The organism is Sporolactobacillus shoreicorticis, from assembly GCF_024125445.1.
Classification (GTDB): domain Bacteria; phylum Bacillota; class Bacilli; order Bacillales; family Sporolactobacillaceae; genus Sporolactobacillus; species Sporolactobacillus shoreicorticis.
In genome coordinates this window covers 267,321-290,742 of the sequence record NZ_JAMXWM010000002.1, presented here as the reverse complement: position 1 = coordinate 290,742, position 23,422 = coordinate 267,321, and the positions used below count along the sequence as shown (strand labels likewise).

At 44.0% G+C, this 23,422-nt stretch carries 17 protein-coding genes; 7 read left to right on the top strand and 10 right to left on the bottom strand.

The genetic code is table 11. The features are described 5' to 3' along the window. Nucleotides 1-68: 68 nt before the first annotated feature. The 6 genes from NIE88_RS02915 to NIE88_RS02890 all read right to left on the bottom strand — a co-directional run bounded on the left by NIE88_RS02915 (nucleotide 69) and on the right by NIE88_RS02890 (nucleotide 6,158). Nucleotides 69-374 (bottom strand): Ldh family oxidoreductase, encoded by a 306-nt coding sequence (locus NIE88_RS02915; RefSeq protein ID WP_253058543.1) that lies wholly within the window; start codon nucleotides 372-374, stop codon nucleotides 69-71. A gap of 230 nt (nucleotides 375-604) precedes the next feature. Further along, nucleotides 605-829: a VOC family protein gene (locus NIE88_RS02910; protein ID WP_253058541.1), complete on the bottom strand. Its 225-nt coding sequence runs from the start codon at nucleotides 827-829 to the stop codon at nucleotides 605-607. Between the two features lie 239 nt (nucleotides 830-1,068). Then, nucleotides 1,069-2,193, bottom strand: coding sequence for a glycoside hydrolase family 88 protein (locus NIE88_RS02905; protein ID WP_253058532.1), 1,125 nt, complete (start codon nucleotides 2,191-2,193; stop codon nucleotides 1,069-1,071). A gap of 63 nt (nucleotides 2,194-2,256) precedes the next feature. Beyond that, nucleotides 2,257-4,125 (bottom strand): DUF2264 domain-containing protein, encoded by a 1,869-nt coding sequence (locus NIE88_RS02900; RefSeq protein WP_253058523.1) that lies wholly within the window; start codon nucleotides 4,123-4,125, stop codon nucleotides 2,257-2,259. A 129-nt stretch (nucleotides 4,126-4,254) separates the two neighbouring features. Continuing rightward, nucleotides 4,255-4,494: a hypothetical protein gene (locus NIE88_RS02895; protein WP_253058521.1), complete on the bottom strand. Its 240-nt coding sequence runs from the start codon at nucleotides 4,492-4,494 to the stop codon at nucleotides 4,255-4,257. Between the two features lie 92 nt (nucleotides 4,495-4,586). Next, nucleotides 4,587-6,158 carry an MFS transporter gene (locus NIE88_RS02890; protein ID WP_253058519.1) on the bottom strand — a complete coding sequence of 524 codons (1,572 nt, stop codon included), beginning with the start codon at nucleotides 6,156-6,158 and terminating at the stop codon, nucleotides 4,587-4,589. Nucleotides 6,159-6,844: 686 nt separating this feature from the next. Between NIE88_RS02890 and NIE88_RS02885 the strand changes: the two genes are divergently transcribed. From NIE88_RS02885 to NIE88_RS02870, 4 genes are all read left to right on the top strand, one after another. Continuing rightward, on the top strand, nucleotides 6,845-8,467 hold the full coding sequence (locus tag NIE88_RS02885) for a mannitol dehydrogenase family protein (protein WP_253058517.1): 1,623 nt from the start codon (nucleotides 6,845-6,847) through the stop codon (nucleotides 8,465-8,467). Nucleotides 8,468-8,491: 24 nt separating this feature from the next. Continuing rightward, the gene (uxuA, locus tag NIE88_RS02880) at nucleotides 8,492-9,565 is read left to right on the top strand and encodes a mannonate dehydratase (RefSeq protein ID WP_253058515.1); all 1,074 of its coding nucleotides are present in this window, start codon (nucleotides 8,492-8,494) and stop codon (nucleotides 9,563-9,565) included. A gap of 17 nt (nucleotides 9,566-9,582) precedes the next feature. Beyond that, nucleotides 9,583-11,013, top strand: coding sequence for a glucuronate isomerase (gene uxaC, locus NIE88_RS02875; protein ID WP_253058513.1), 1,431 nt, complete (start codon nucleotides 9,583-9,585; stop codon nucleotides 11,011-11,013). 217 nt (nucleotides 11,014-11,230) lie between these two features. Then, nucleotides 11,231-13,999 (top strand): family 78 glycoside hydrolase catalytic domain, encoded by a 2,769-nt coding sequence (locus tag NIE88_RS02870; RefSeq protein WP_253058511.1) that lies wholly within the window; start codon nucleotides 11,231-11,233, stop codon nucleotides 13,997-13,999. Nucleotides 14,000-14,232: 233 nt separating this feature from the next. On the opposite strand, the gene NIE88_RS02865 is transcribed toward NIE88_RS02870, so the two are convergent. The 4 genes from NIE88_RS02865 to NIE88_RS02850 all read right to left on the bottom strand — a co-directional run bounded on the left by NIE88_RS02865 (nucleotide 14,233) and on the right by NIE88_RS02850 (nucleotide 20,351). After that, entirely contained in the window at nucleotides 14,233-15,990 is a 1,758-nt protein-coding gene (locus NIE88_RS02865; protein ID WP_253058509.1) for a glycoside hydrolase family 35 protein, read from the bottom strand. Between the two features lie 234 nt (nucleotides 15,991-16,224). Then, nucleotides 16,225-17,802 carry a glycoside hydrolase family 43 protein gene (locus tag NIE88_RS02860; RefSeq protein WP_253058507.1) on the bottom strand — a complete coding sequence of 526 codons (1,578 nt, stop codon included), beginning with the start codon at nucleotides 17,800-17,802 and terminating at the stop codon, nucleotides 16,225-16,227. Nucleotides 17,803-17,992: 190 nt separating this feature from the next. Beyond that, nucleotides 17,993-19,117 carry a glycoside hydrolase family 88 protein gene (locus NIE88_RS02855; protein ID WP_253058499.1) on the bottom strand — a complete coding sequence of 375 codons (1,125 nt, stop codon included), beginning with the start codon at nucleotides 19,115-19,117 and terminating at the stop codon, nucleotides 17,993-17,995. Nucleotides 19,118-19,526: 409 nt separating this feature from the next. Beyond that, nucleotides 19,527-20,351, bottom strand: coding sequence for an HAD family hydrolase (locus tag NIE88_RS02850; protein WP_253058497.1), 825 nt, complete (start codon nucleotides 20,349-20,351; stop codon nucleotides 19,527-19,529). Nucleotides 20,352-21,105: 754 nt separating this feature from the next. On the opposite strand from NIE88_RS02850, the gene NIE88_RS02845 reads away from it, so the two are divergent. From NIE88_RS02845 to NIE88_RS02835, 3 genes are all read left to right on the top strand, one after another. Further along, on the top strand, nucleotides 21,106-21,900 hold the full coding sequence (locus tag NIE88_RS02845) for a hypothetical protein (RefSeq protein ID WP_253058495.1): 795 nt from the start codon (nucleotides 21,106-21,108) through the stop codon (nucleotides 21,898-21,900). 330 nt (nucleotides 21,901-22,230) lie between these two features. Continuing rightward, complete coding sequence (locus NIE88_RS02840) at nucleotides 22,231-22,902, top strand: beta-L-arabinofuranosidase domain-containing protein (protein WP_309247008.1); 672 nt, start codon at nucleotides 22,231-22,233, stop codon at nucleotides 22,900-22,902. A gap of 20 nt (nucleotides 22,903-22,922) precedes the next feature. Beyond that, nucleotides 22,923-23,327 (top strand): hypothetical protein, encoded by a 405-nt coding sequence (locus NIE88_RS02835; protein WP_253058491.1) that lies wholly within the window; start codon nucleotides 22,923-22,925, stop codon nucleotides 23,325-23,327. Nucleotides 23,328-23,422: the final 95 nt, after the last annotated feature.

The following is a 23,422-nucleotide window of genomic DNA, read 5'->3' as shown; positions in this document are numbered from 1 at the left end:
CCCATTATGGCTTTTCGGAGGTTTTATTATCCATTCAATTATGACAGCGTTTCCGGCACAGTTATGGTCTATTCTTGACCAATTCGTTTCAGATCCTCGACAATCTTGTCGTCCACTGAAACCTCGTTTTGTCTGTTTTCGATATAATGTTTGTATTCATAATCACCCAAAATCTTACTCTCAGTATACTGCAAGTATTCCAGATTTCGAGTACGGTTAAACATGCTCGCGGCATTATCTCTCAATGCATCCAAATCACCAAAGAACGACGGATCAATCGTTAGCAGAAATTGACTAAAATCATGGTTGCCGACACTTGTATCGACAAAAATAGACCCTTGTGCCAAGATTTCCGTCAGTAACTCGACAACCAACAATTCCCTACTATTCCTTTCTCATTTGAATAATCTTCCCCAAGGCCGCTATAGTAAGAATATCTTCAGCTTTTCGAGCGTTCTTCACAATTATACAATTCTTATCAACCCGCCCATTCATCAGGAATTCACGAAATGAAATTCGATTCGATCGTACCGTTGTGGGGAAACGTCAGCGTCAATCGGTTCCAAACGACAGTATGTCTCGCGGCAAAGTCACTGCCTCCGGATCAGCCGCGGGAATAGTTGACAACTTCGATTCGGTTGCCCTCGCTGTCGTTAAAGAAGAACGCATAATAGTCGGGACAATATTTCGTCCAATACTGAGGTCGGTCCACGACAGTTGCGCCCGAAAGTCGTTCGACACCGGCGAAGACGCGATCCACTTCGTGCTTTGAATCGCTCCGGAATGCCAGATGATGCACCATCCCCGGCATATTCCGAGATGTTTTCACGTTTTCGAGTTCTGGGGTCGGTTTTCCCAATACAAACGTGAATGGGGTCGAATAATATTCCACACATTCACAACTCGTCAGTGGCGGGGCCGCATGAGCCTTCATCGTGATATCAAAACCGAGCAGCGGCAAAAATCCGTCATAGAACGCCTCACCGCCAAGTTGTTACCCATACCGGACGCACCAACAAAAACCAAAATCGGTTATGAATAGCCAATTTTGGTCCTCTTCAGTCATCATTAGAAGAACTCTGCCTCCTGCCCATTTACAGCGGCAATAGCTTCAACAAAGAAATAGTCGCCATAGATCAGTGAAACATCAATTGCTCTGTGTTCCGGATAATTTCCGGTTCCGTGCAAAAGAATCCCTTCGTTGTCTGTATCGTTTTGTGTCCCGCAGGTTTCATAGATACTCTTAAGCAGCGCTTCGGCAGATCGTCTGTACAGTGGAGCCTCAATGTCAGGAACACTTTTGGCAAGCAGCAACATGCCTGAAGCAGCAATGGCTCCAGCCGATGAATCCGGATAACGAAGAGACGGATTATCAGGCAGCCTGAAATCCCAAGGTGGACATTCCCCCTGATTCACATGCGCAGTAAAGAAATGGGCCGCACGTTTGGCCGCGTCGAGAAAATCAAGCTTCTTCGTATATTTGTAGGAAAGCGCCATACCGTAGACTGCCCAAGCGCATCCTCTCGACCAAGCACTCTCTTTAGAAAAGCCCTGACCGCCGAGATGATCAGCGATCTCACCCGTTTCTGGATCAAACACAACAATATGTCGCGCCGATCCATCGCTGCGAATGAAACATCGGAGCACGGTTTCCGCGTGACGCTGCGCGATCATACGAAAACGCGGATCCCCCGTCTCTTCGGAAGCCCAGTATAGCAGCGGCAGGTTCATCAAACAATCAATGATGGCCACACCGCGGCAATCGCTCCTTATTGCCCATTCATTCCAGGCACGAATAAAATTCCCCTGCGGGTTAAATCTTGCCATAAGGAGGCTGGCCGCCAATAGCGCACGTCGCCTGGATGCTTCATTGTGTGTCAGTTTATAATTGGCAACACTCGTCAATGTCCACATAAATCCGGCGTCATGGTCAATTCTTTCCACATCGCTCAGCAACGGATCCATTTCTCTTTCACAAGCTTGGGCCGTTTCCTTTAGAGCCGCATCGTTGGTTTCCCGGTACACCGTCCATAAAATTCCCGGCCAAAATCCTGCCGTCCACCACTGGGGCGCTTCGCATTGGTAATGGGTTCCATCAGTGGCATGTGGAAATTGGGCACCAATCCTACTGTTGTTTTGCTCCGTTTTTTGCTGAATAAACTGCCACGCTTCTTTTTCCCAACTTGTCTGCATCTACAATTTCCACCTTTCTCTAAAAAAGTATGAAATCGAAAGGCGGCGTAAAGAATCGCTTAATTATTTGAGTTCGTTTAACTCAATGCCCTTCTCAATTCCATCGCCCTTAAACGTTAGTTTTGAACCTTCCAAATTCACTTTCGGAAGGATGAGCTTGCCATTTCTGAATGCCTCATCCTCACGATCCCCTAAGTATAATGAAATTAATGTATAGGTTCCCGGATCAAGAATACCGGTCAGAAGCGGCAGACGAGTTTTAGGGAATAGAATGTTTGTATTCGGTTCCGGATCGGTCAGTTCTGCCTGAAGCTGCTCGGAAAGACTGACCACACCCACTGTACCGACACGGCTCTTATAGAAAGCACTGTTTTCGGCATCCGTCTGAATTTCTGTTCCTCCGTCCGGTGCTGAAAAACTTCCTTCAGCAACGTGAAGCTTCCGTTCCGTAACAATCTGATGTATTCTTACATGCCATGGCAGTGCAGGGATGACAAAATTCTTTATGCTGACGTTATCCCATGGCTTCCATTCGGAATAGACATAGCTATCATGAATTTCATAATTTTCATAGCCAAAGACCGTATGGTAAAAATTCTCAGATTCTGCAACGGCAAGTGTATTGTCATAGGCGCCTTGTTTCAACAGTACTGTTCCCTTTGGTGTACTGAATCCAAAGGTCGTCGAATAAACATATTTTTCGTATTTCGCCTGACCCTGTGCGTGCTCATGAGAATGCTGTCCTGCAGTAAACGCCTGCAGTTCGAGCCCACTTTTACTTCGAGCCAGCAGCATGCGTGTCTCAGGTTCTTTTGAAAAAGAAGGAAGCTCCAGATCCTCCTCTTCCTTAACCTGCCAGAATGGATCGTCATCAGGAATGGCGAGCAGCAAGAAGGTCTTCAATGCCCAATAAGCAGACGCAGGCGCATTATAGCCTTCCGCGAACACCATATTAGGGTAGGCGTAACCGATTGGGATAAGTCCGTCCGTCGTGAAGATATTTTGCTTGAACCACCAACGTAAGTTATTCAGAAGCAGATGCTTAATTTGCCCAAGCGAAAAAGGTTCGGTCGGAATCTTTGACAAGGCTGCCACCGACCAAAAAGCCGACTGTGCAAAACGATAGTCGAGGCTTCTTCCGAAGGGCAATGCCGCTCCGTCTGTTGCGAACCATTTGGCATAACTGTAAACAAATTCTGTTCCACGTTCGCGAAATGCCTTAATCTGTTCATCTTCTTCATCGCTTAAAACGGCATAAAGAAGAGCAAAGTACTGTAGGGCAAATGGGATGTAGTTATCAATCTGATTCGGATACCCATCATAGTACCAGCCGTGTTCAAGATAGTAGCTGTTGACCAGATCGAGATCTGCCTTCATTTGATCCGGATGGTACGGCATTCCGGCACGTTTAAAGAAATTATTGACTAAATTACGGAACAGCAGCCAGTTATTCTTCGGGATCTTATGATAATTCACCTGATCCATCCAATCGTAAATCTTTTGCTGAGACGCTTTGCTTAGATGATCCCAAAAATCTTTTTTCGTTTCCGTCAAATAAGCAGACAGCGCACCCATCTCAACAAAAAGCTGATCGTAATCATTCAGATCTCCCCAATAGTAATCACTCTCAGGATCTGTTCCCGCGAGAATGCCCTGACTGATCAATTCGTAGTATTCTTTGTACTGCACGACTTTCTTAGAATCGGAAAAAAGCGGACCGAGCGCCCATGTTAAACGTAAAAAGCCTTCAACCTGCGTCCGCAGCTGATCGTAGACTGCGCCACTGTCGCTGATACGCAAATGACCAGGTTCATTTTGTCTCCGTAATACGTCCATGACCGGCTCCAAAATGTTGCAAAGTGCCGCTTCTACATCGACCTTCGTGCGCAACGAATTGTTTTTGATTTGTGCGTTAAATAATTGAATTGTCATCGTGACAGATCCTCCTATATAATCTTTGTTCAGTAAACATATTTGACAAACCCGACTACTCTCCTCTTGACCTGCGTCAAATGAAGAAAGAGGATAAGTTTCTCTTATCCCCTATAAATATTTGATTTTTTAATAGATACCTAAATCTTTTATGTTCTTGAGAACTTTCCCGTAATCTTCTTTGTGCGTTTCTTTATTATAGAATGCTCGATTTTCCAACTTATTGAATTTGCCAGCGATTACATAGGCTGTAAGATAGAGCTTCAACTTGTTTTTGACAATCTCTTCCTCATTGTTTCCCGCAACGGTCTGAGATCGAATAACGCTCTCAGCGAATTTATTCGGATCCAGAACGAACTTTTCATCCATTATTCATGCAACCTTTCTTTGTGGCGTTTTTAAAATGATTTCAATCATCCATTCGTTTGAATAGGTTCTCTACAGACAGAAATCGTGCCCCATCAGCTCCAGCGATTGTTTCCCCATAACTGATGATAATGAAATCCGGTCAGATTTTCCACAACTGCGCGTGTCTTAGGATCGACATCCGCCATTAGACCACCATTTTTCAACCGTGCAACCTCACCCTCAAGAATCTCATGATTTTCTTTGCTAACATGGAAGAAGAGTGTGCAGATCAATGCCAGAAGAAGTAAAATGCCAACCGATACAACTAGGAACCAAACCATTGTATTTGTCGCGTGCTGTGTCTGCGTTTTGGCTGTTTCAACAAAGCCGCCGGCCTGAAGCGCGATACCAGTCAATAGCGGCGCAAGCGCGGATGTTGATTTTCTTGAGAAGGTCATAATACCTGCAAAAAGTCCTTCCCGGCGCTTCTTTGTAACGATTTCATCAATATCCGGCATGAATGTATAAACGGTCCAAGGAACGTAGCCTGTACCTGAGTTCGCGATGCTCCATACAATCTGCAGGACATACAGCAGAGTGATCGCCGATACCGTCCCTACGAGTGGTGAAACATAGAGCCAGGCATAGGCAGCCAGTATACCGGCAATCGTGTAATACATGACGCGAAGCAAGCGGCTTGGCCCAAGCTTTGTCATGATATAAGGCCAGAAAAAGTTACAAGGAATGCCGATGAGCCCGCCGAAGGTCAGCAGATTGGATGCAGTAATCGAATCTGAATGGATCGCAAAAATGACAAAAAAAACATAAATGGATCCGATAATGTCACGTGCAGTAAAGGTAAGTAAATAAATCATAAGATGAAGCGCGAATGACTTCACACGAAAAGCGGAGATAAAATCTTTCAGTCCATGAACAATCCGCTGACTAAATGATTCTTTCTCAAGATAGAGACTTTCCACGGCATGATCATCAACATGCTCAATCGCCGACAGATCATCATCCACATTGGTCTTTTGCATTGCTTTTTCTTTAACGGTATCTAGGCGTTCCCATGTTGAAAAATACGTGATGAGCAGAACAATGATAAAGATAATTGCCAGCGATACACCCATTGCGAAAAATGCCCAACGGTTGTGCTGTCCCAGCATTGCAAAAAATCTTCCCGGCAGCCAGGCGGTCAGCAACGTTGCAACTGCGGCCCAAAGCATACGGGAACTCGTCATTTTTGTACGTTCGCTATAATCATTGGTCATTTCCGAGGCAAGCGTTTCATAAGGAATCATAACAATTGCTGTCAGCGTTTCAATAATTATATATGTGATTAGATAGTACCAATAGTTAAGTCCGGTAACCCAAAGAAGTACATAGAAAATCATGAGTGGGCAGGCAAGAAGCAGGAAAAATCTTCGTCGACCGAAACGCTTTCCGAGACGTGTCGATCCGAAATGGTCGGTAATATTTCCCATGACCGGACTGATAAAAGAATCAACAACGCGCGCGATCGCCAAAATTGATCCTGCTTCGATTGGTGACAGCCCGCAGAACGTCGTGTAAAAAAAAAGCATCCAGGTGGAGACTACAGCCAACGCTCCGTTTCCGAAGACATCGGCGGCTCCATAGCCAATAATATTTCTCCATTTTATTTGTCTGATTTTTTCAGCCATTTTTTCGGCTCATCCCTTTCTAAAAAATGATTTACCAACTTATAATCGGGATACTAACAGCACCCATTTTCGCCCATCTCTATCTTCAAACACTCGCGATATGCAAGTTTCATAGAAACTTGCATCAATAATTTTTCTAATTAAATGTTTTCGTAAATAACAGAGCTCCGTACATCAACTAGAAAGGTTATCTGTTGCTTGGCAAACGATTTTTCAATTGTAAAATCATTTTTCTACCTCTTCTCGGTTAGGGATATATCTTACGGGAGGCAAACAGCATTTTGAAATACTAGTATTTCAGTAAAAACAGCTTAAGCGCTTACACTTATAGTTGGCTCACCTGCCCAATAATCCCATTTTTAAGTCATTCATACCCTTTTCAACTACATTTTGAATTATAATCGTCTGAAATATCAATGTAAAGGCTTCCAAAGATATTTATTAATCCAATTTTGAAATATCATTGAAATGCCAACGTTAATTTTGATATTTTCACAGAAATAAGTTCTAAATTCTTTGTTGTTAATCATTGACAACGTTTTCACCACCTTTATAATAATAAGTGTATCAATAATACTAATATATCAATTATTTTTTTAAGTATGTGTCTCCATTCTATTGGTCGCTCTTGTGACCGAAAATAACGAATCAATATTTATTTTAGCCAGAAAAAGGAGAGAAAAAAAATGGTTAGACTTGTCGATGATTACCTGAAAAATAAGGATGCATTCAAAACAGCAGGCATCAGAGTTCCTACTTATGATCAATCTTCAGTTAAAAAAGCGACCGATCAGGCGCCGACTTGGATTCATTTCGGTGGCGGCAATATCTTCCGCTGCCTCCACGCCGCTGTCAACCAGACCCTTCTGAATGAAGGTCTGAATGACAAGGGAATTTTGGTTGTCGATACTTGGGATGATGAAGTCATCAGCAAAACTTATCACGCGTTTAAAAATCGCACATTGTCCGTAATCACACGTGCAGATGGGCAATTTGACAAGGAATTAATCGCCAGCGTGACCGGGAGCTACTATTTTAACGCTTCTGCCCAGGAGGACTGGAACACAGTTGTGTCTGTTTTCAAAAAACCGTCACTGCAGATTGCCAGCTTTACAATTACCGAGAAGGGCTATGGACTGACTGATGTTAACGGAAATCTAACAAAGTTGGTCCAGAGCGATATTGAAACCGGTCCCCTACAGCCAAAAAACACAATGGCACAGGTCACCTATTTGCTTTATGAACGCTTTAAAGCCGGTGCTCATCCGCTGGCTATGCTCAGTACCGACAACTTCTCGCAAAACGGTGACAAACTTAAAAAAAGTGTGCTGACGATTGCAAAGGGGTGGCTGGAAAACAGCAAGGCAGAGCGCGCATTCATTGACTATCTTGAAGACGGGACAAAAGTCAGCTTCCCGCTCAGTATGATTGACCGTATTACGCCGAATCCTTCAGAAGAGGTCGCCAAGTTGCTGCATAAAGACAGCTTTGAAGATACGGAAATCATTCATACGGCCAAACACACGAACACAGCTCCTTTTGTAAATACGGAAGAAGTCCATTATCTGGTGATTGAAGATCATTTTCCAAATGGCCGGCCCGCATTGGAAAAAGGCGGAGTCTATATGGTTGATCGTGACACTGTGAATAATGCGGACGAGATGAAAGTCACCACCTGTCTGAATCCGCTGCACACAGCACTGGCAATCAATGGATGTCTGCTTGGCTATCATTCAATTGCCGATGAAATGAAAGATGAGGATCTTGTTCAGCTGATTAAGAAAGTCGGTTATACCGAAGGCCTTCCAGTGGTTACCGATCCGAAAATTATCAATCCGAAGGCATTTATCGACCAGGTCGTCGAAAAACGGCTGCCCAATCCGTTTACTCCGGACACACCGCAGCGCATTGTGACCGACACATCGCAAAAGCTGGCCATTCGCTACGGTGAAACAATAAAATCCTACATTGCTCACCCGGAGCTTGATGTAAAACAACTGACGTTCATTCCTCTTGTCATCGCAACGTGGGTACGTTACCTGATTGGTAAAGATGACGCAGGAGAAAATCTGGAGCTGCGTCCGGATCCGCTTCTTGACAGCCTAACTCAGCTTGTTTCCGGTGTAGAACTTGGCAATCCGGTTGACGTCCATACGGTTCTTCACCCAATCTTAACCAACACGGGCATCTTCGGTGTCGATTTGTATAAGGCTGAACTTGGTGAAAAAATCGAAGGCTTTTTTGAAAAATTAATTGCAGGGCCCGGTGCCGTACGCAAAACCATTCACGACACTTTGCAGGCATATTAACAGGACAACAGGAGGCATCATCCAATGCAAATGACATTCAGATGGTACGGTTCACAAGATGATAAAATTAAACTTTCCGAAATCCGGCAAATCCCCGGGTGCAAGGGAATCGTCGGCGCTTTGTTCGACATTCCCGTCGGAGAGGTTTGGCCTAAAACACGCATCGCCGCGCTGAAGGAAGAAGTGGAAGCCGCAGGTTTCTCACTAGAAGTGATTGAAAGTGTCAACATTCATGATGATATTAAAATTGGTCTGCCGTCCCGCGATCAGTATATCGCAAACTATATCGAGACGATCCGTAATCTTGCGGACTACGGAATAAAAGTCATTTGCTATAATTTCATGCCCATTTTTGACTGGGTACGCACGAACCTAGCCTATGAACTGCCAGACGGTTCAACAGATCTTGCTTTTGAACACAAAATGGTTGAAGGGGATCCGGCCGATATCATCAAATCTGTCGAAGAAAGCTCCAATGGGTATGTTTTACCCGGATGGGAACCGGAACGTCTCGCACGTGTAAAACAACTTTTCAATGATTATGAAGGTGTGGACGAAAACAAACTGGCAAACAATCTGGCCTATTTTCTTAAGGCGATCATTCCCGTCTGCGAGGAAGTTAGAATCAAAATGGCGATTCATCCTGATGATCCGCCACGCCCGCTGTTTGGTCTCCCACGCATTTTCAAGAATCGCGATGACATGCTGCGAATCGAAAGCATGGTTGACAGTCCGAACAATGGCTTTACGCTCTGTACGGGAAGCCTTGGTGAAAATCCTGACAACGATGTTCCGGGAATCATTCGAGAATTCACTAAAAAAGGCAAAATTCCGTTCGTTCATGCACGTAATATTAAATTTATTGGAAATGAAGGCGATTTTCATGAGTCCGCGCACCTGTCTTCCGAAGGATCATTGGACATGTTTGAGATCATGAAAGCACTTCATGACACGAATTTCGACGGCTATATCCGGCCGGATCATGGACGAATGATTTGGGGCGAGACCGGGCGTCCCGGTTACGGACTGTACGATCGTGCACTCGGCATGACTTATCTCAATGGACTGTGGGAAGCACTGGAAAAATCAAATGATTAAAAGGGGATGCATGATCCTTGCTTCTTAACGAAAACTTTCTTCTAAATACTGAGACAGCTCGGAAACTTTTTCACCGGTACGCAGAAGGCATGCCGATTATTGACTACCATTGCCATCTGAATCCGAAAGAAATTTATGACAATAAATACTTCACCAACTTGTCACGCGCATGGATCAACGACGGATTATACGGTGACCACTATAAATGGCGTCTTATGCGTGCCAATGGAGTTCCGGAGCAACTGATCACCGGCAATGGAGACGATGAGAAGAAACTGATTGCTTGGGCCGGAACAATTGAGAAGGCAATTGGAAACCCGCTCTATGAGTGGACTCATTTGGAATTGAAACGTTTTTTTGATATTGACGATGTATTCAGCCGCCACTCTGCTCCCGCCGTCTGGGAAAAAGCAAACGCGCTGCTTGCAACCGACGATTTCAAACCGCGCAGACTGATACAACGTATGAATGTCAAAGCCGTTTGCACGACCGACGATCCGGCTGATGATCTTCATTACCATGAGTTGTTGAAAAAAGAAGAGAAAGAAAATGGCTTCAAGGTGATTCCTGCCTTTCGCCCGGACAAAGTTCTGTCAATCAACACGCCAGGCTTCAATTCTTATTTGGAAAATCTCGGCAAAGCCGCCAATGTGTCAATCGATTCATTCGATCATCTGATTGAGGCTATGAAAAAGCGTATTTCTTTCTTTCACGAAGTCGGTTGCCGCTTGTCCGATCATGGCTTGAATACATTCACCTTTCATAAAGTCAGCCGTTCGCAGCTCAATTCACTGTTTGATAAAGCACTGATCGGACGCGATCCACTGAACGAAGAAGAAACAGCCGCTTATCAGACCGCATTGCTGGAAGCGTTGATGACTCGTTATCATGAATTAAACTGGACCATGCAAATTCATATGAATGTCATCCGCAACGCAAACACACCGATGTTCGCCAAACTCGGCCCGGATACCGGCTTTGACTCGGTTGGTTTCCAGTCTGACATTGCCGGACAGATTATGAACCTGCTGATGAATGCCGAACAGACCGACAGCATACCGAAAATGATTCTTTATTCGCTCAATGACAATGACTGGATGACTCTTGCAACCGGAATGCAATCTTTTCAGAAACAGGGGGTTCAGAAGCTTCAGCTTGGCGGTGCCTGGTGGTTTAACGATACGGCAGACGGAATGGAAAAGCAATTGAAAATCATGGCTCAGCAGAGCTTGCTGGCAAATTTTGTCGGCATGTTGACCGATTCGCGCAGCTTCCTCTCCTATCCGCGTCATGAGTACTTCCGGCGTGTTCTTTGCCGGGTAATCGGCACATGGGTTGAAGACGGACGGCTTCCTGATGATCAATCATATATTGGTAAGATTGTCGAAAATATAGCGTATAGGAATGCCTACAATTATTTTGGTTTTTTTTCAAAGGATAAAGAATAAGGATTTTTTCAATCCCGTGCTCTCCCGCAAGCTTGCGCAGCATATTTTTTTAATTTCACTCTGACTGACTGCCTTTTTTTATATCTTTTAAAAGCAATCGACAGCAACCATGTGGCATGCATGAATGGGGGTAAGGTTGACCTTACCTCATATCTGACCATTTACTTATTCATTGAATTAAGCTTATTAGGGTCATTTCACACGAGGAGGATACTTCATGAAATCCTATGCAGTGGCAGCAAAAGGCACTAGATCAAACCAGACACAGAGTGATTTGCAAATGCCTTTTCAGTTGAAATTGAATTTACTCAGCAATGCACTCGGGGTCAGTAAAAAGGGCATGCGATTCTCGTGGGCTGTTCGCGACAGTAAATCGAATGTTTATCAGACCGCCTATCAGCTGCTCATTTTCAAACGGGCTGCTGATTTCAAGGAAGGCCCGCATGTCTTCGATTCCGGATGGGTTTATTCCAGCAAAAATACAGCAGTAACCATAAAAGACCGGGCAAACGTGTTGGAGGATAATGAATTGTATTACTGGACCGTCCGAATCAAAAACAATGCCAGTGAAATTACCTCGTTTGCAGTGCCTGCCGCCTTTTCTACAGCCGTCGGGAAGGAATGGGCGGATACTCGAGCAATTTGGTTGCCGGACAAGAAAGAGGCGACGTATCAAAGAAATTTTGTCCTTTTGCGCAGTCCTTCATTTGATCTGGACATTGAAAAAGTGGAAAAGGTCGTGATCAGCGCCAGCGCTAGAGATGGCAACCCGTTGATTCAACAGACCTTTGATCTTTTTGTGAACGGAAAAGCAGCCGGATACGGACCCGGGCGTCCTCATCCTCGCATTCGCGAGGCAGGAAAGCCGCCCGTCACATGTGTGTTTTACAATTCATTTGATGTGACCGATTTAATTAAGAATGGAAAAAATACGACGGCTGTTCTTTCAACAGGAACGCTTTTTCTTAAGGATGGCTATAACACCATCGGAGACAAATCGGCCGGCTTGAAAAAGCAGGGCATGTTTCTGGCGCAAATTACCATTTTCTTTAAGGATCATTCCAAACAAGTCGCGACTTTTACGAACGACGGGCACTGGAAGTCATTGGACGGATCACCCGCTTTCGGTTTTGCCGGGCGAACAATCGGCACTCAGTATTTTTCCATGCCCGCGGAAGACATCGATGCAAACACCTATCCGTTCGGATGGGAAGATCGTAATTTTGATGATAGTGCCTGGTTTCCTGCCGTTTCCGTGAAGATGATTTATGATCAGATAACGGAGGTTTTTCAACCCTTTCCATCTGAAAATACTTTGCGCAAAGTAACGCATGAACCGCAAAAAAAGGTTGTAAAACTTGCAAACGGTGACTGGCTGGTTGATCTCGGGAAAGAAATCATCGGCGGTCTGTATGTGAACCTGGACAGCGACAAAGATCAGAAAATCGATGTTTTTTCCGGTGAACAGCTTAATGATGATGGCACCGTCCGCTATCATATGGCCTGTGAACCGGTTTACCATGAGACTTGGTCACTTATAAAAGGAAAGCAGCATTTCTATACGTATACGATGAAATGTTTCCGTTTCGTTCAAATTCATGGATATGATGGAACATTGTCCCACACTTCAATCAAAGGTTGGGCGTTGCAGCAGCCGTTTGATGCATCTGTTTCCTCCTTCACATCAAGCAGTGATCTGCTAAATCGAGAATATGAACTCTCAAAATATACAATTAGGGCCACCAACCAAGATATTTACGTTGATTCGCAGGCACGTGAGCGTCGTCCTTATGAAGGCGATTTGCTCGTTAACGGAAACACAAGTTACGCTGTATCCGACCAATATTCGCTTGCACGTTACTCTATTGATTATCTGCTGGACAATGAAACCTGGCCGGAAGACTATAAACTTTTTAATGTTGAATTTGCTTGGCAGGATTATCTCTATACCGGCGATGCTCAGCTTTTAGAAACGCGCTATCCGATATTAAAGGAAAAGCTGCTGCGCGGTGAACAGGGAACCGATAATTTTGATGAACAAATTGGTCTTGTCAAAGGAATAGGCCTGATTGACTGGCCGAAAAACGAACGTGATGGTTATGTCGAGGGCACTTACAATACTCCTTTTAACGCGATCTATGTCGGTATCTATGCAATCATGGCTAAAATTGCGGCCGTTATCGAAAATCACGCCGATGAATCAATATATTTGTATCGTTCCAGACTGATCAAAAACCGTTTGATTCACTTGCTTTTTGATACTCAAACCCAGACATTTTTTGATTCGATGAATGAAGATGGTTCGATTAATAAGCATTGTTCTCTTCATGCTTCCGCTTACGCTTTAGCATATCAGGTCATTGACCCAAAAGTGATCGATCCGCGACTGACCGCTTTCATCGGCAATGAAGGTGTATTCAAGGGCAGTATCTACTTTGCTTATTTTATTCTGCGGGGACTCTTTAACGCTAACGCCGGCGGTTTAGCTATTCAGTTACTGCTCAACTCGGATCATTCAAAGGATGCCAAGACCTTCGCGGCCGTTCTGGATCAGCTGAATGCGACCATTGCACCCGAAGCCTGGAGCAACGCGGATAAACCAAATCTGACGCTCTCGCATCCATGGGGGGCAACGCCCGGCTGTATGATTGTGCAAGGAGTTTTCGGCATTCATCCAACTTCGCCAGGTTTTGATACGTTCGAAATAAAAGTGCAGCCCGGAATGATTGAATCAGCCTCTGTGGTCACGCCAAGTATCAAGGGGCCGATCCGCGCGGCGTTCATGCATACTTCGTCAGGAGATCTGATCGTTGATGTTGCGATTCCGATGAATACTCGGGCAATGATTTCGATTCCATTCACTGATAACCTCATATCGAAGCATTTGTTGGTTAATGGGAGGCCGGTTGCTTCCATCCACAACGGAAACTTTCGAACCGTTGAACTGCCATCCGGACAATACCGGTTTGAACCATTGGAAAATTAATCTGCTAAACAATGATGTAAAAAAGAGGAGGACATCCCGTTTATAAGCGGCTGTCCTCCTCCTCGTCGAAGGGACCTACTGAATTAAAGCCCGTGGGTTAGATCAGGCGTTTCGTTGACCAGATTCAAAACGATTCGATTAACTACCACATGAATACACGATAGCAGCAATGCTATCTACTTGATGCTAAGCGGCTAAACTGTTCTTATTATGATCGTGCTTCTATTTCCTTCTTAACCTAACCCCGGTGATGCCTCAAAATGAATATGTTGCATTGATTTCCCTTCTGTTTCAAAGATGATCAATTCATTGTCCCCCCTGTTCAATAATGGGGCGGGAACGTACAACCGCGTCTGCGGACCTCTGTCCCAGAAACGGCCGAGATTGAATCCGTTGAGTAGGACGCACCCTTTTCCCCATCCCGTCATATCCAGAAACGTGTCTGCGACCTGTTCAATATGGAATACAATCCGGTAGAAAGCAGGAAGTCCAGCCCTGTATTCCTTTGAAAAGTCAATACAAGCGGCCATCTCAGAATTCATAGGCAATCTGTAAATCTGCCACCCCGCATGTCCGTGCCGGTTAATCAGTACGGCATTATTAATTCCCTTTCGCTGAGCTTCCATCTTTGGACCATAATTGACCCGACCCATGTTCTCAACAAGAATGTCCATCTGTTCTGAATGGTGAAACGCTTCGGGAATCTCATGCTCTGCCTCAAGCTCATGATCGAGTAAGGTAGCAAAATGTCGCTCATCGAAATAGATCTGCGCCCGATCATTTGCTCCAATCAATTTGACTTTTCCCACTGCGGTGTCTTTTTTCAGAGAAGATCGGTACAGTATATAACCGTAACTCTGACCGACTTTTTCCATGGAAACAGGCCATGGACTTTCCAAGGAATACGACAGATCATCAACTATAGAAAAGAGTGATACGCGTTCACTTACCGTTTGCAGTCCATATGCGTATTTTTCGATCTTGGTTGAGAAAGAGAGCGGTGGTAATTTCGTGTACGTTCCGATAACATCACGCATCGCTTGATACTTTTGGGTCAGTTCGCCGTCTTCAGAAAGCGGCGCGTCATAATCGTATGAGGTAACATCTGCCGCAAGCGCTTTATAGTAATTCGCGCCATTCATCAACCCGAAGTTTGTTCCACCGTGGAACATGTAGATATTCACGCTGCCGCGCTGCAACAGAGCGTTCAAATCAGCTGCGCTGGCTGCAATGTTCGTGGTATGGTGCTTCTCATCGCCCCATGCGTCAAACCAGCCGACCCAAAACTCCATACACATGAGCGGCCCGTCGCCCACATGTTGTCTTAATATGTCCAACTGTAGATCTGCCTTGGAACCGAAGTTTGCAGTGGGCAGCGCTTCCGGCAAACTGCCATTAGTCAGATAATCCCCCCAAGGACCGTCCGATGTGACTAAGGGAACGGTTACCCCGTTTTGGACTATGTCATCGCGAAGTGCCTCAAGATAGGCCTCCTCATCCCCGTAAGCGCCGTATTCATTTTCAACCTGAAACAGAATGATCGGACCTCTGTGATCAATCTGCATTGGAGTCAGAATGCGGAATAATTCATGATAGTACTGTTTCACGGCATTCATGTAGGGCGGATAAGTACAACGTAGGCGCATGCCGTCCTCAGCAAGAAGCCATGCGGGCAGTCCCCCGAATTCCCATTCACCACAAATATATGGGGAAGGCCGGACAATCGCTAGTAAACCCAGATCCTGAACGATTTCCAAAAAACGAGTCAGATCAAGCATTCCTTCAAAACAAAAGCTTCCTCTTTGTGGCTCGTGCAGGTTCCATGGCACATAGGTTTCCACGGTATTGCAACCCATCGCCCGCAATTTTTCGAGTCGATCCCGCCAATATTCCGGTACGACACGAAAATAATGAACGGCACCCGATATAATTTTAAATGGTTTACCATTCAGATAAAATTGATCTCGAATTTCAAATGTTCCTGAACCCACACAACCGCCTCCGCATACTATAGAAATTGTTTGATCTCAAACACAAGAGACATACACAATTGAAGAAATTGAAAACGATCCATTTGGATAGGGATGACGTTTTCGTGATTCGTCAAATAGTACCCGCAATCAGTTTCATTGATTGAATTCACGCCCTTACTTTTTTTAAATCACTCTTCCGAATATGCCGAATCGTCAGTGCGGAACTGCATGATTATTCAGTAATAATCACCATTAGTTTTCTCTATAGATAAAGTAGTCGAAGTCAGCATAGCTGTCCTTCAAATTAAAATCAACGGCAGTCAACCCAACAACTGCCCCTGTATACGCCCATCCCGAAAGGTATTGGTCGGAAAGCTTCTCACCATTGAACCATTGACCGATTTGGAAAAAGTGTTCACCATCAACGCTGTATGAACACTTGATCCGCGCATTTTTGACCAGCATCCGCAAAATGATCGTATCCGACTGTTCCGGGATATAACCATAAAGACCCCTGAGCGGATCTGTAATTGTCCCATTATCATTGACCGTTATGTTTACAATACGACGACTACTGAACTCATCTCGTGTCACATTCAAGAAAATCCAACATTTAGTATTATAGTAACAGACAAGTCCCGCAAGCTGTTGATAGCTTTTGGGTTTAAAAGACAGAGCAGTCTCAGCCAAAAAATGAACGGATTGCCATTTTCGTGCAATCAATGACTGATTAAAAAGAGAAGACAAGCTGTCGCCGCCGTACAGTCTTAATTTACCGGGATTCGCCGACAATGAGAGTTTATCATCAAAAGGAGTTCTCAAGGTCATCCATTCCGAACCAAGCGGCCGATCAAATGTAGCATGCGTTTCGTTTTTCGGTTCTTCCGTAGTGGAATACGGAACGTTCACCGTCATCTGAGGCTCATTGGTTCCATGCTTCAGACGTGGCCAGCCATTTTCCCAAATCAGCTCCTGAAGCGCGGTTTCTCTTCCGAGCGGCGAACTCTTCGAAACCCCATAATATCTTGAACAAAGATGCACAAGAAACCAATCACCTGTTGAAGTCTGTACAAGGTTTCCATGCCCCGCTTTTTGAATCACATTATCCGGATAGTGATATGAGGTCATTAATGGTGAGAAGGGTGAAAATTCATACGGCCCGAAAAGATTTTTCGAGCGGCTGACACTGATCGAATGATGTCTGCCCGTTCCTCCTTCAGCAGCAATAATGTAATACCAACCGTCCTTTTTCATCAAATGTGGGCCTTCACATCCTCCGGTTGAACTTCCTTTGTAAATCACCTTCTGCTTTCCAACCAACGCTTTTTTGTCATGATCGTACTCTTGCAGAACCAATCCACTGAATTTTGTTTTACCCGGAAGCGGCCGGTAATCCCAACACACATTGACTAAGTATTTCCTGTTGTCTTCATCATGAAAAAATGACGGATCAAATCCTGACGAATTAAGAAATATAGGATCCGACCATCCTTCGCTGATCTGATCCGAGACCGTCACATAGTTTTTGACATCTTTATAATTGCCGTCGATTTGATATGAGATCGTGTAAATCAGCCAAAATTTACCGTCTGAATAAGACAATGCCGGTGCCCATATCCCCGCGCTGTCAGGAATACCGCGGAGGTTTATATGCTTTTGATCAATCAAAGGTCGCGATACCAGCGTCCAATTCTTCAAATCCTGTGAGGCATGAATTTCGACACCAGGGTACCACTCAAATGTCGATGTTGCCAAATAAAAAGTGTCGCCTACGCGGCAGATGCACGGATCCGGATGAAAACCTTTGAGTATTGGATTTTGTACTTTCATTAGAATCGTTCCTCCTGTCCATCAAATAGGCAATGCCTAACCTAAATTTATTAGAATCCGCAGCATGCCTTCAGTCAAGCAAAAATGTTTACGCTCCCATCTAAATTGAGACGTGAGAATTATAAACAATAGAATCTCTTACACAGTCATTGATTCAATTAAGAAGGTGCCCTTTTTCTCTCAAAAAACTTCACCACAACAAAAAATCAAGATTTTGCAAACGCAACACAGCTTCGATAAAATAGTAATCACCATAGATAATCGGCACATGAGTCCAACATTCGTCATGATACGAACCTGTACCGTAGCCAATAATCGCGTCTTCCTCAATAGTCCAGTTTGCGTATTTTCCTTCAGTCGCCTTTAATAACCGGATTGCCGCTCCCTCGTACAAATCTTTTTCATAACTTGAGACGTGCTTTGCGATTTCAAGCATCCCGCATGCCGCGCACATTCCCGCCGTGGTATCCCATTTCACCGGTTCTCTCGGCGCCCTGAAATCAACAAGAGGAATGTAGTCGGTCGTTGAAACATTAGCTATAAAATAATTGGCGACCTTCTTTGCCGTGTCAAGATACTTCTGGTTTCCCGTATGCAAATAGCTGAGCGCGAATCCGTAGATAGCCCATGACTGGCCGCGCGACCATGAAGAGCCTGAAGCATACCCCTGTCCTCCGGGTGTTTCAAGCAGTTCACCATTAGTCGGATCGAATACGGCAATATGATTTACCGAGCCGTCCTCACGCACAATATACTTCTGCACCTTGTCCGCATGATCTTCGGCAATATAGCCGAAACGAGGATCTTTAATTGTGTCTTTTGCCCAAAACAGTGTTTGAATATTCAGCATGCTGTCTACGATGACCCATCCTGCCCGATCTCTATTCCATGATCGAATAAATTTACCGCGCGGATTATAGCGGCCGGCAAGTAGAGTCGCCGCATGAAGCCCTCGCTGCATGGAGCGTTCATTGCCTGTTAAACGATAGTCAGCAATTGCGGTTGGCTGCCACATGAAACCAACGTCATGATGAAGCCCTTTATAGATATCGAACGCCTGATCCAGACGCGCCTCCACTTTTTCTGCGGTTGTACGGAAAATCTCTTTTTTCGTTGCGTGGTACAGCTGCCAAAGAATACCGCCCCAGAAACCGTTTGTCCACCAGATAATATCCTTGGCTCCAATATCTTCATATCTTCCATTTTCAGGAATATAGGGAATTCCGTCGCCAAGGCGCACACATTCCGCCTCAATTTTTTTTTCAATTTTTTTCAGCAGATTCGAACTCCATTCCTTTGTACTCTGCTCGATCATTTCACATCACCCTTTCTGTTTTTTTCAATGATTGCTGCCACATTAAATGCTTGACCCTAGCATCTATCTTTTCACATCCAAATTTAACCCCCTTTTTCATCAACTGTTTAATAAACGCATTTGTCACTCTTTTACAAGCAAGACTCATGCCACAATGTGTTGAAAAAGCTAATATTGAAAGGGGTTACATTTCTCGTTCTTCCGGCAGAATGAGAAAATCGCGAATTATTGATCAATCAATGGAACCATCAGCGCGAAATCCTTTTTTAATGCCGATTATGAATAATTTAAATGATTGCGGTTTGATTTTCACTGCTGATGTGCAGTCAACAAAATAATATGGGTGTCGCCAAACCGAACCTCGTGCTGTTGTCAGAATGAATCATTGCATGTTCCAAGCGAGCGGAATCTAAGCGAGAATATAATCGTAAATTACCTTGGCAACGCCGCATTCATCATTTGATAAAGTAACTGCATCAGATACCTTAAGCAGTTCGGCACAGGCGTTAGCCATGGCGACACCCATGCCCGCGGCCTTAATCATCTCAATATCATTTTCATTATCACCGACACAAAGAATCGCTGATGAGTCAATATTTAAATAGTTTGCCAAATCCCTTACTCCTACCGACTTATTGACTCCTCTCATGTTAACATCAATAAAGTCTGTATCAGACTTTGCAACATCGAAAAGCTTTGTGCGTTCCAGTGCCTTTCTCACCTTTCGATATTTATCCTCATTTGGCTCCTTAATACTCGCCTTTAAAATCGAACCAATATGAGTGTTTAACTCTCTTTCCAGATTATACTGATCGGAACAGACAATTAATCCGTTTTGTCTGACTACGGACTTTTGAAGCGTGTTCATTTGACTGTCGCCTACAGCTCTGTTCGTGATATTTAACAAAGGGGTCGTAAAAAAAGTCTGAACATCAAATTGCTCGGATAGCGCACGGATTGTCGTGACCTGTTCTTCGTTAAAAGCATATTTTGAAACTTCATAATCGTCGTCTTTAACGAATGCACCGTTCAAACAAATACCATATCCATCAATGTCGAGACTATCGAATACTTCTCTTACTGCCGAAGGGGACCCGCCAGAAGCGATTGCAATCTTTACGCCCGCTCTGTGGGCTGACTGAATTGCTTTTTTATTTTCATCAGGTAAATTTTTAGTTGAGTCAACTAAAGTACCATCTACATCAATGCACATTAACTTGTAGCGTTGATTCATTAAACGAACCTCTCCTCAACTGTTCTAAAGGATTTTTCTGACCTATGAATGCGTTGTTGCGGAATTAAATAACTTAAGTGATCGCGTGATTTTTTTTCTACTTTGGAACGCCTATTCAAACACCTCGTTTCTCCCCAAATCTCAGGATCGCTCATCAATCACCAGAAATCCCATTTCCTTTCCTTCCTGAGTTAAACGCATGTGTTTATTTTTTTTAAACACAACCTATCCCCTAATATTTTTGTGCTCAAGTCGATCACTTATCGTTAAAGGCACTATCTATATAGTCCTGTTGACAACTTTCCGTTCCTTACCCAATCTTTTCAATTACTTGTGGATGAATGCATACCTCTTTATTTTTAAGTGTAGCAGTTATTCATACCGATAACCATTAAGAGACAGGCTTCAATGGTGCAAATAAACGATAATTGAGAAAGGGCGGAAACGAACTGTTCATGATTACCTCATGCACGTTTCATGCCAACTCGCTTAAAATTTGAAACACATCACATCCTGACCATTGTTTCGTACATAAGCATCAAAGACATGGGAGCGGACGACAGAAAACCTTAAACCGACTTTTTAACTGTTCATGATTTCGGCTCATTTTTTCTTGTTTTCTGTAAGCGTTAACTTTACAATAATCATGTGTAATCTATTATTCTGTCATGGTCATGACAAACGTCTGAACGAGCAATACGTGTTCGTTCAATTGCTCAAAATTAAAAATTTGACAACGGAAGAAGGATAATATATGTCAGAGATAACCATTCAATTACTTGGCGCAGATGGAGAAGTAAAAAAAGAGAGGACTGATGATGATCGCACCTATCTAGATTTCATTGGTTCCTTAGAAACCGGTGATCGGCTCAGAATTTCTGTTGACAAAGCAGGGCAATACCTTGTCGTGCAGGCGGACGAAGCATTGAATCCTTCCTTTATCTATTTAACGGGAACGGTTTGGGAATATATTTTCCCTTCAGACGAAGAACTGCTGCGCGCCTATCCAAAAAATGCTTTTAAGGGCGAGAAAAAATATATGAACGCGCGGTTTGCCAACGAGGAGGAAATAAACCGTTATCGTAATCTTGCACTTAATTCACATGACCAAAAGCAAGAATCAGGTGCCTATCCACACGCATGGGCAAATGTGGAAACACGTAATGATTCGACATTCTTCGCCCGCAATGCAATTGATGGTGTGGTTGCCAATGAATGTCATGGATCCTATCCGTACCAATCGTGGGGCATTAATAAACAGGCTGACGCATTTATTCAAATTGAATTTGGTCGTAAAGTCGTCATTGATAAACTTTCTTTCGTACTGAGAGGCGATTATCCGCATGACAGCTACTGGACACAGGCAACCGTAGAATATTCAGACGGATTTGAAGAAGTTGTTACGTTTGAAAAAGTGCGTGGACCACAAACCTTTACGGTACAATCTCGTGAGATTGAATGGCTTAAAATAAAGGATCTTATCAAAGCGGAGGACGAATCTCCATTTCCGGCTTTAACAGAAATTGAAATCTACGGAAAGAATAGTTGAACGCTCAATTCACCTGATCGTTGATGATGATCATGAACATAGGATGCCCCGAAGCCGCCTTGAGTCTTGAGGAACACTCTTATTCAATTATGTTCGTAGCTTTAGCATGCGTTCGTCTCAAAAAAAGGAAGGTTAACCGATCACTTGGGAGAAAGGAAATTAATCTGTAGATTTTAACTATTGATTTTGAAAACGCTGTTATGATGAGACAAAATACATTTTGAACATTAGATGCACACAAGTCTGCACCTTCCGGTCTTACGGTTTCTTTGTGCGGAATCAGACATTTGATTATTGGAGAAAACAATGAAGAATATTTAAACGAAACGAATCATCATTACGGATTCTGAAATTATCCGTGCGCAGACCAACACCGTGAACTATCTTCTGAAACTTGAGCCCGAACGCTTTCTTCATGAAATGTATAAGGTTGCCGGCTTAGAACCGCCGACCGAAGAGGGCTATCAGGGTTGGGAACGCAGTGACAGGGTTAATTTTCGCGGACATTTCTTTGGCCACTATATATCCGCACTTGCGCAGGCGGTTGATGTAGTATCGGACTGCGAAACCCAACGTATGCTCATGGATAAACTGCATATAGCCATTGAAGGTATTGCCGCCGCTCAGACGAACTACGCAATAAAGCACCCTGAACATTGCGGCTATGTTTCTGCGTTTCGTGAAGTTGCTTTGGACGAAGTGGAGGGGCGGGATGTTTCTGTGGATCAAAAGGAAAACGTCTTGGTCCCATGGTACTGTTTGCACAAAATATTTGCCGGATTGATTGATACACATGAAGCAGTCAATGATCGTGATCCGGTTCTGAGTTCAGTCGCGTTGGATGCTGCTTCAGCAACAAATTGTTTGGCTTCAGGCTTCCCGGTATTGAAGAAGACGTTGTTTTCACACCTTACTATGAAATGTATGACCAGCGGTATGGCATCTATTTCACAATCCAACAGGCTGACTCTCCCGACACACCAAAAAGTAAGTCCCAAGTAAACGGACAGACAATTGATGAATTGTTCACCTTTGATAATAATAATGCGGAATATGGCAGACAGCTGGCTCAGGATCGATCCTATGTTAGCCTGCTCCACAATCGCAGCTTCCGTGTCGCGAACCCGCATGGCATGTTCAGCTATCTTTTTTCCATACCTGCCGATACCGAAGAAATTATTTTAACCTTGACGTTTCATTCACTTGATGCTGGTAAGCAAATGATATTGCGTGTAAATGATGATCCGAAAACAGACAAGACCATTACAGTCGAACCCTACATTAAAAACGGCTTCTTCCATCATGATTATGTTCTGCCTAAAGAATGGATAACCAATAAAGATATGATTAAATTAATGTTCTTGGCGGGAGAACAGCAAGGCGGACGTTTATTTGGCATTGGTCTTTATCGGACGTTGCCCATCTGATTAAAACACTGAGCTGTTGTTTGACTATGCAGAAGAAAACGTTTCAAATATCCTGCCCTTCGCCCAGCGTTTTACCATTGGAATCATAACGATAC

What these genes read in the sequence shown, in the direction of transcription:
- NIE88_RS02870 (WP_253058511.1), top strand. Translation starts at nt 11,231, where the DNA reads ATGAAATCCTATGCAGTGGCAGCAAAAGGCACTAGATCAAACCAGACA.
- NIE88_RS02900 (WP_253058523.1), bottom strand. Translation starts at nt 4,125, where the DNA reads ATGACAATTCAATTATTTAACGCACAAATCAAAAACAATTCGTTGCGC.
- NIE88_RS02885 (WP_253058517.1), top strand. Translation starts at nt 6,845, where the DNA reads ATGGTTAGACTTGTCGATGATTACCTGAAAAATAAGGATGCATTCAAA.
- NIE88_RS02850 (WP_253058497.1), bottom strand. Translation starts at nt 20,351, where the DNA reads ATGAATCAACGCTACAAGTTAATGTGCATTGATGTAGATGGTACTTTA.
- NIE88_RS02895 (WP_253058521.1), bottom strand. Translation starts at nt 4,494, where the DNA reads ATGGATGAAAAGTTCGTTCTGGATCCGAATAAATTCGCTGAGAGCGTT.
- NIE88_RS02860 (WP_253058507.1), bottom strand. Translation starts at nt 17,802, where the DNA reads ATGAAAGTACAAAATCCAATACTCAAAGGTTTTCATCCGGATCCGTGC.
- NIE88_RS02905 (WP_253058532.1), bottom strand. Translation starts at nt 2,193, where the DNA reads ATGCAGACAAGTTGGGAAAAAGAAGCGTGGCAGTTTATTCAGCAAAAA.
- NIE88_RS02845 (WP_253058495.1), top strand. Translation starts at nt 21,106, where the DNA reads ATGTCAGAGATAACCATTCAATTACTTGGCGCAGATGGAGAAGTAAAA.
- NIE88_RS02890 (WP_253058519.1), bottom strand. Translation starts at nt 6,158, where the DNA reads ATGGCTGAAAAAATCAGACAAATAAAATGGAGAAATATTATTGGCTAT.
- NIE88_RS02855 (WP_253058499.1), bottom strand. Translation starts at nt 19,117, where the DNA reads ATGATCGAGCAGAGTACAAAGGAATGGAGTTCGAATCTGCTGAAAAAA.
- uxuA (WP_253058515.1), top strand. Translation starts at nt 8,492, where the DNA reads ATGCAAATGACATTCAGATGGTACGGTTCACAAGATGATAAAATTAAA.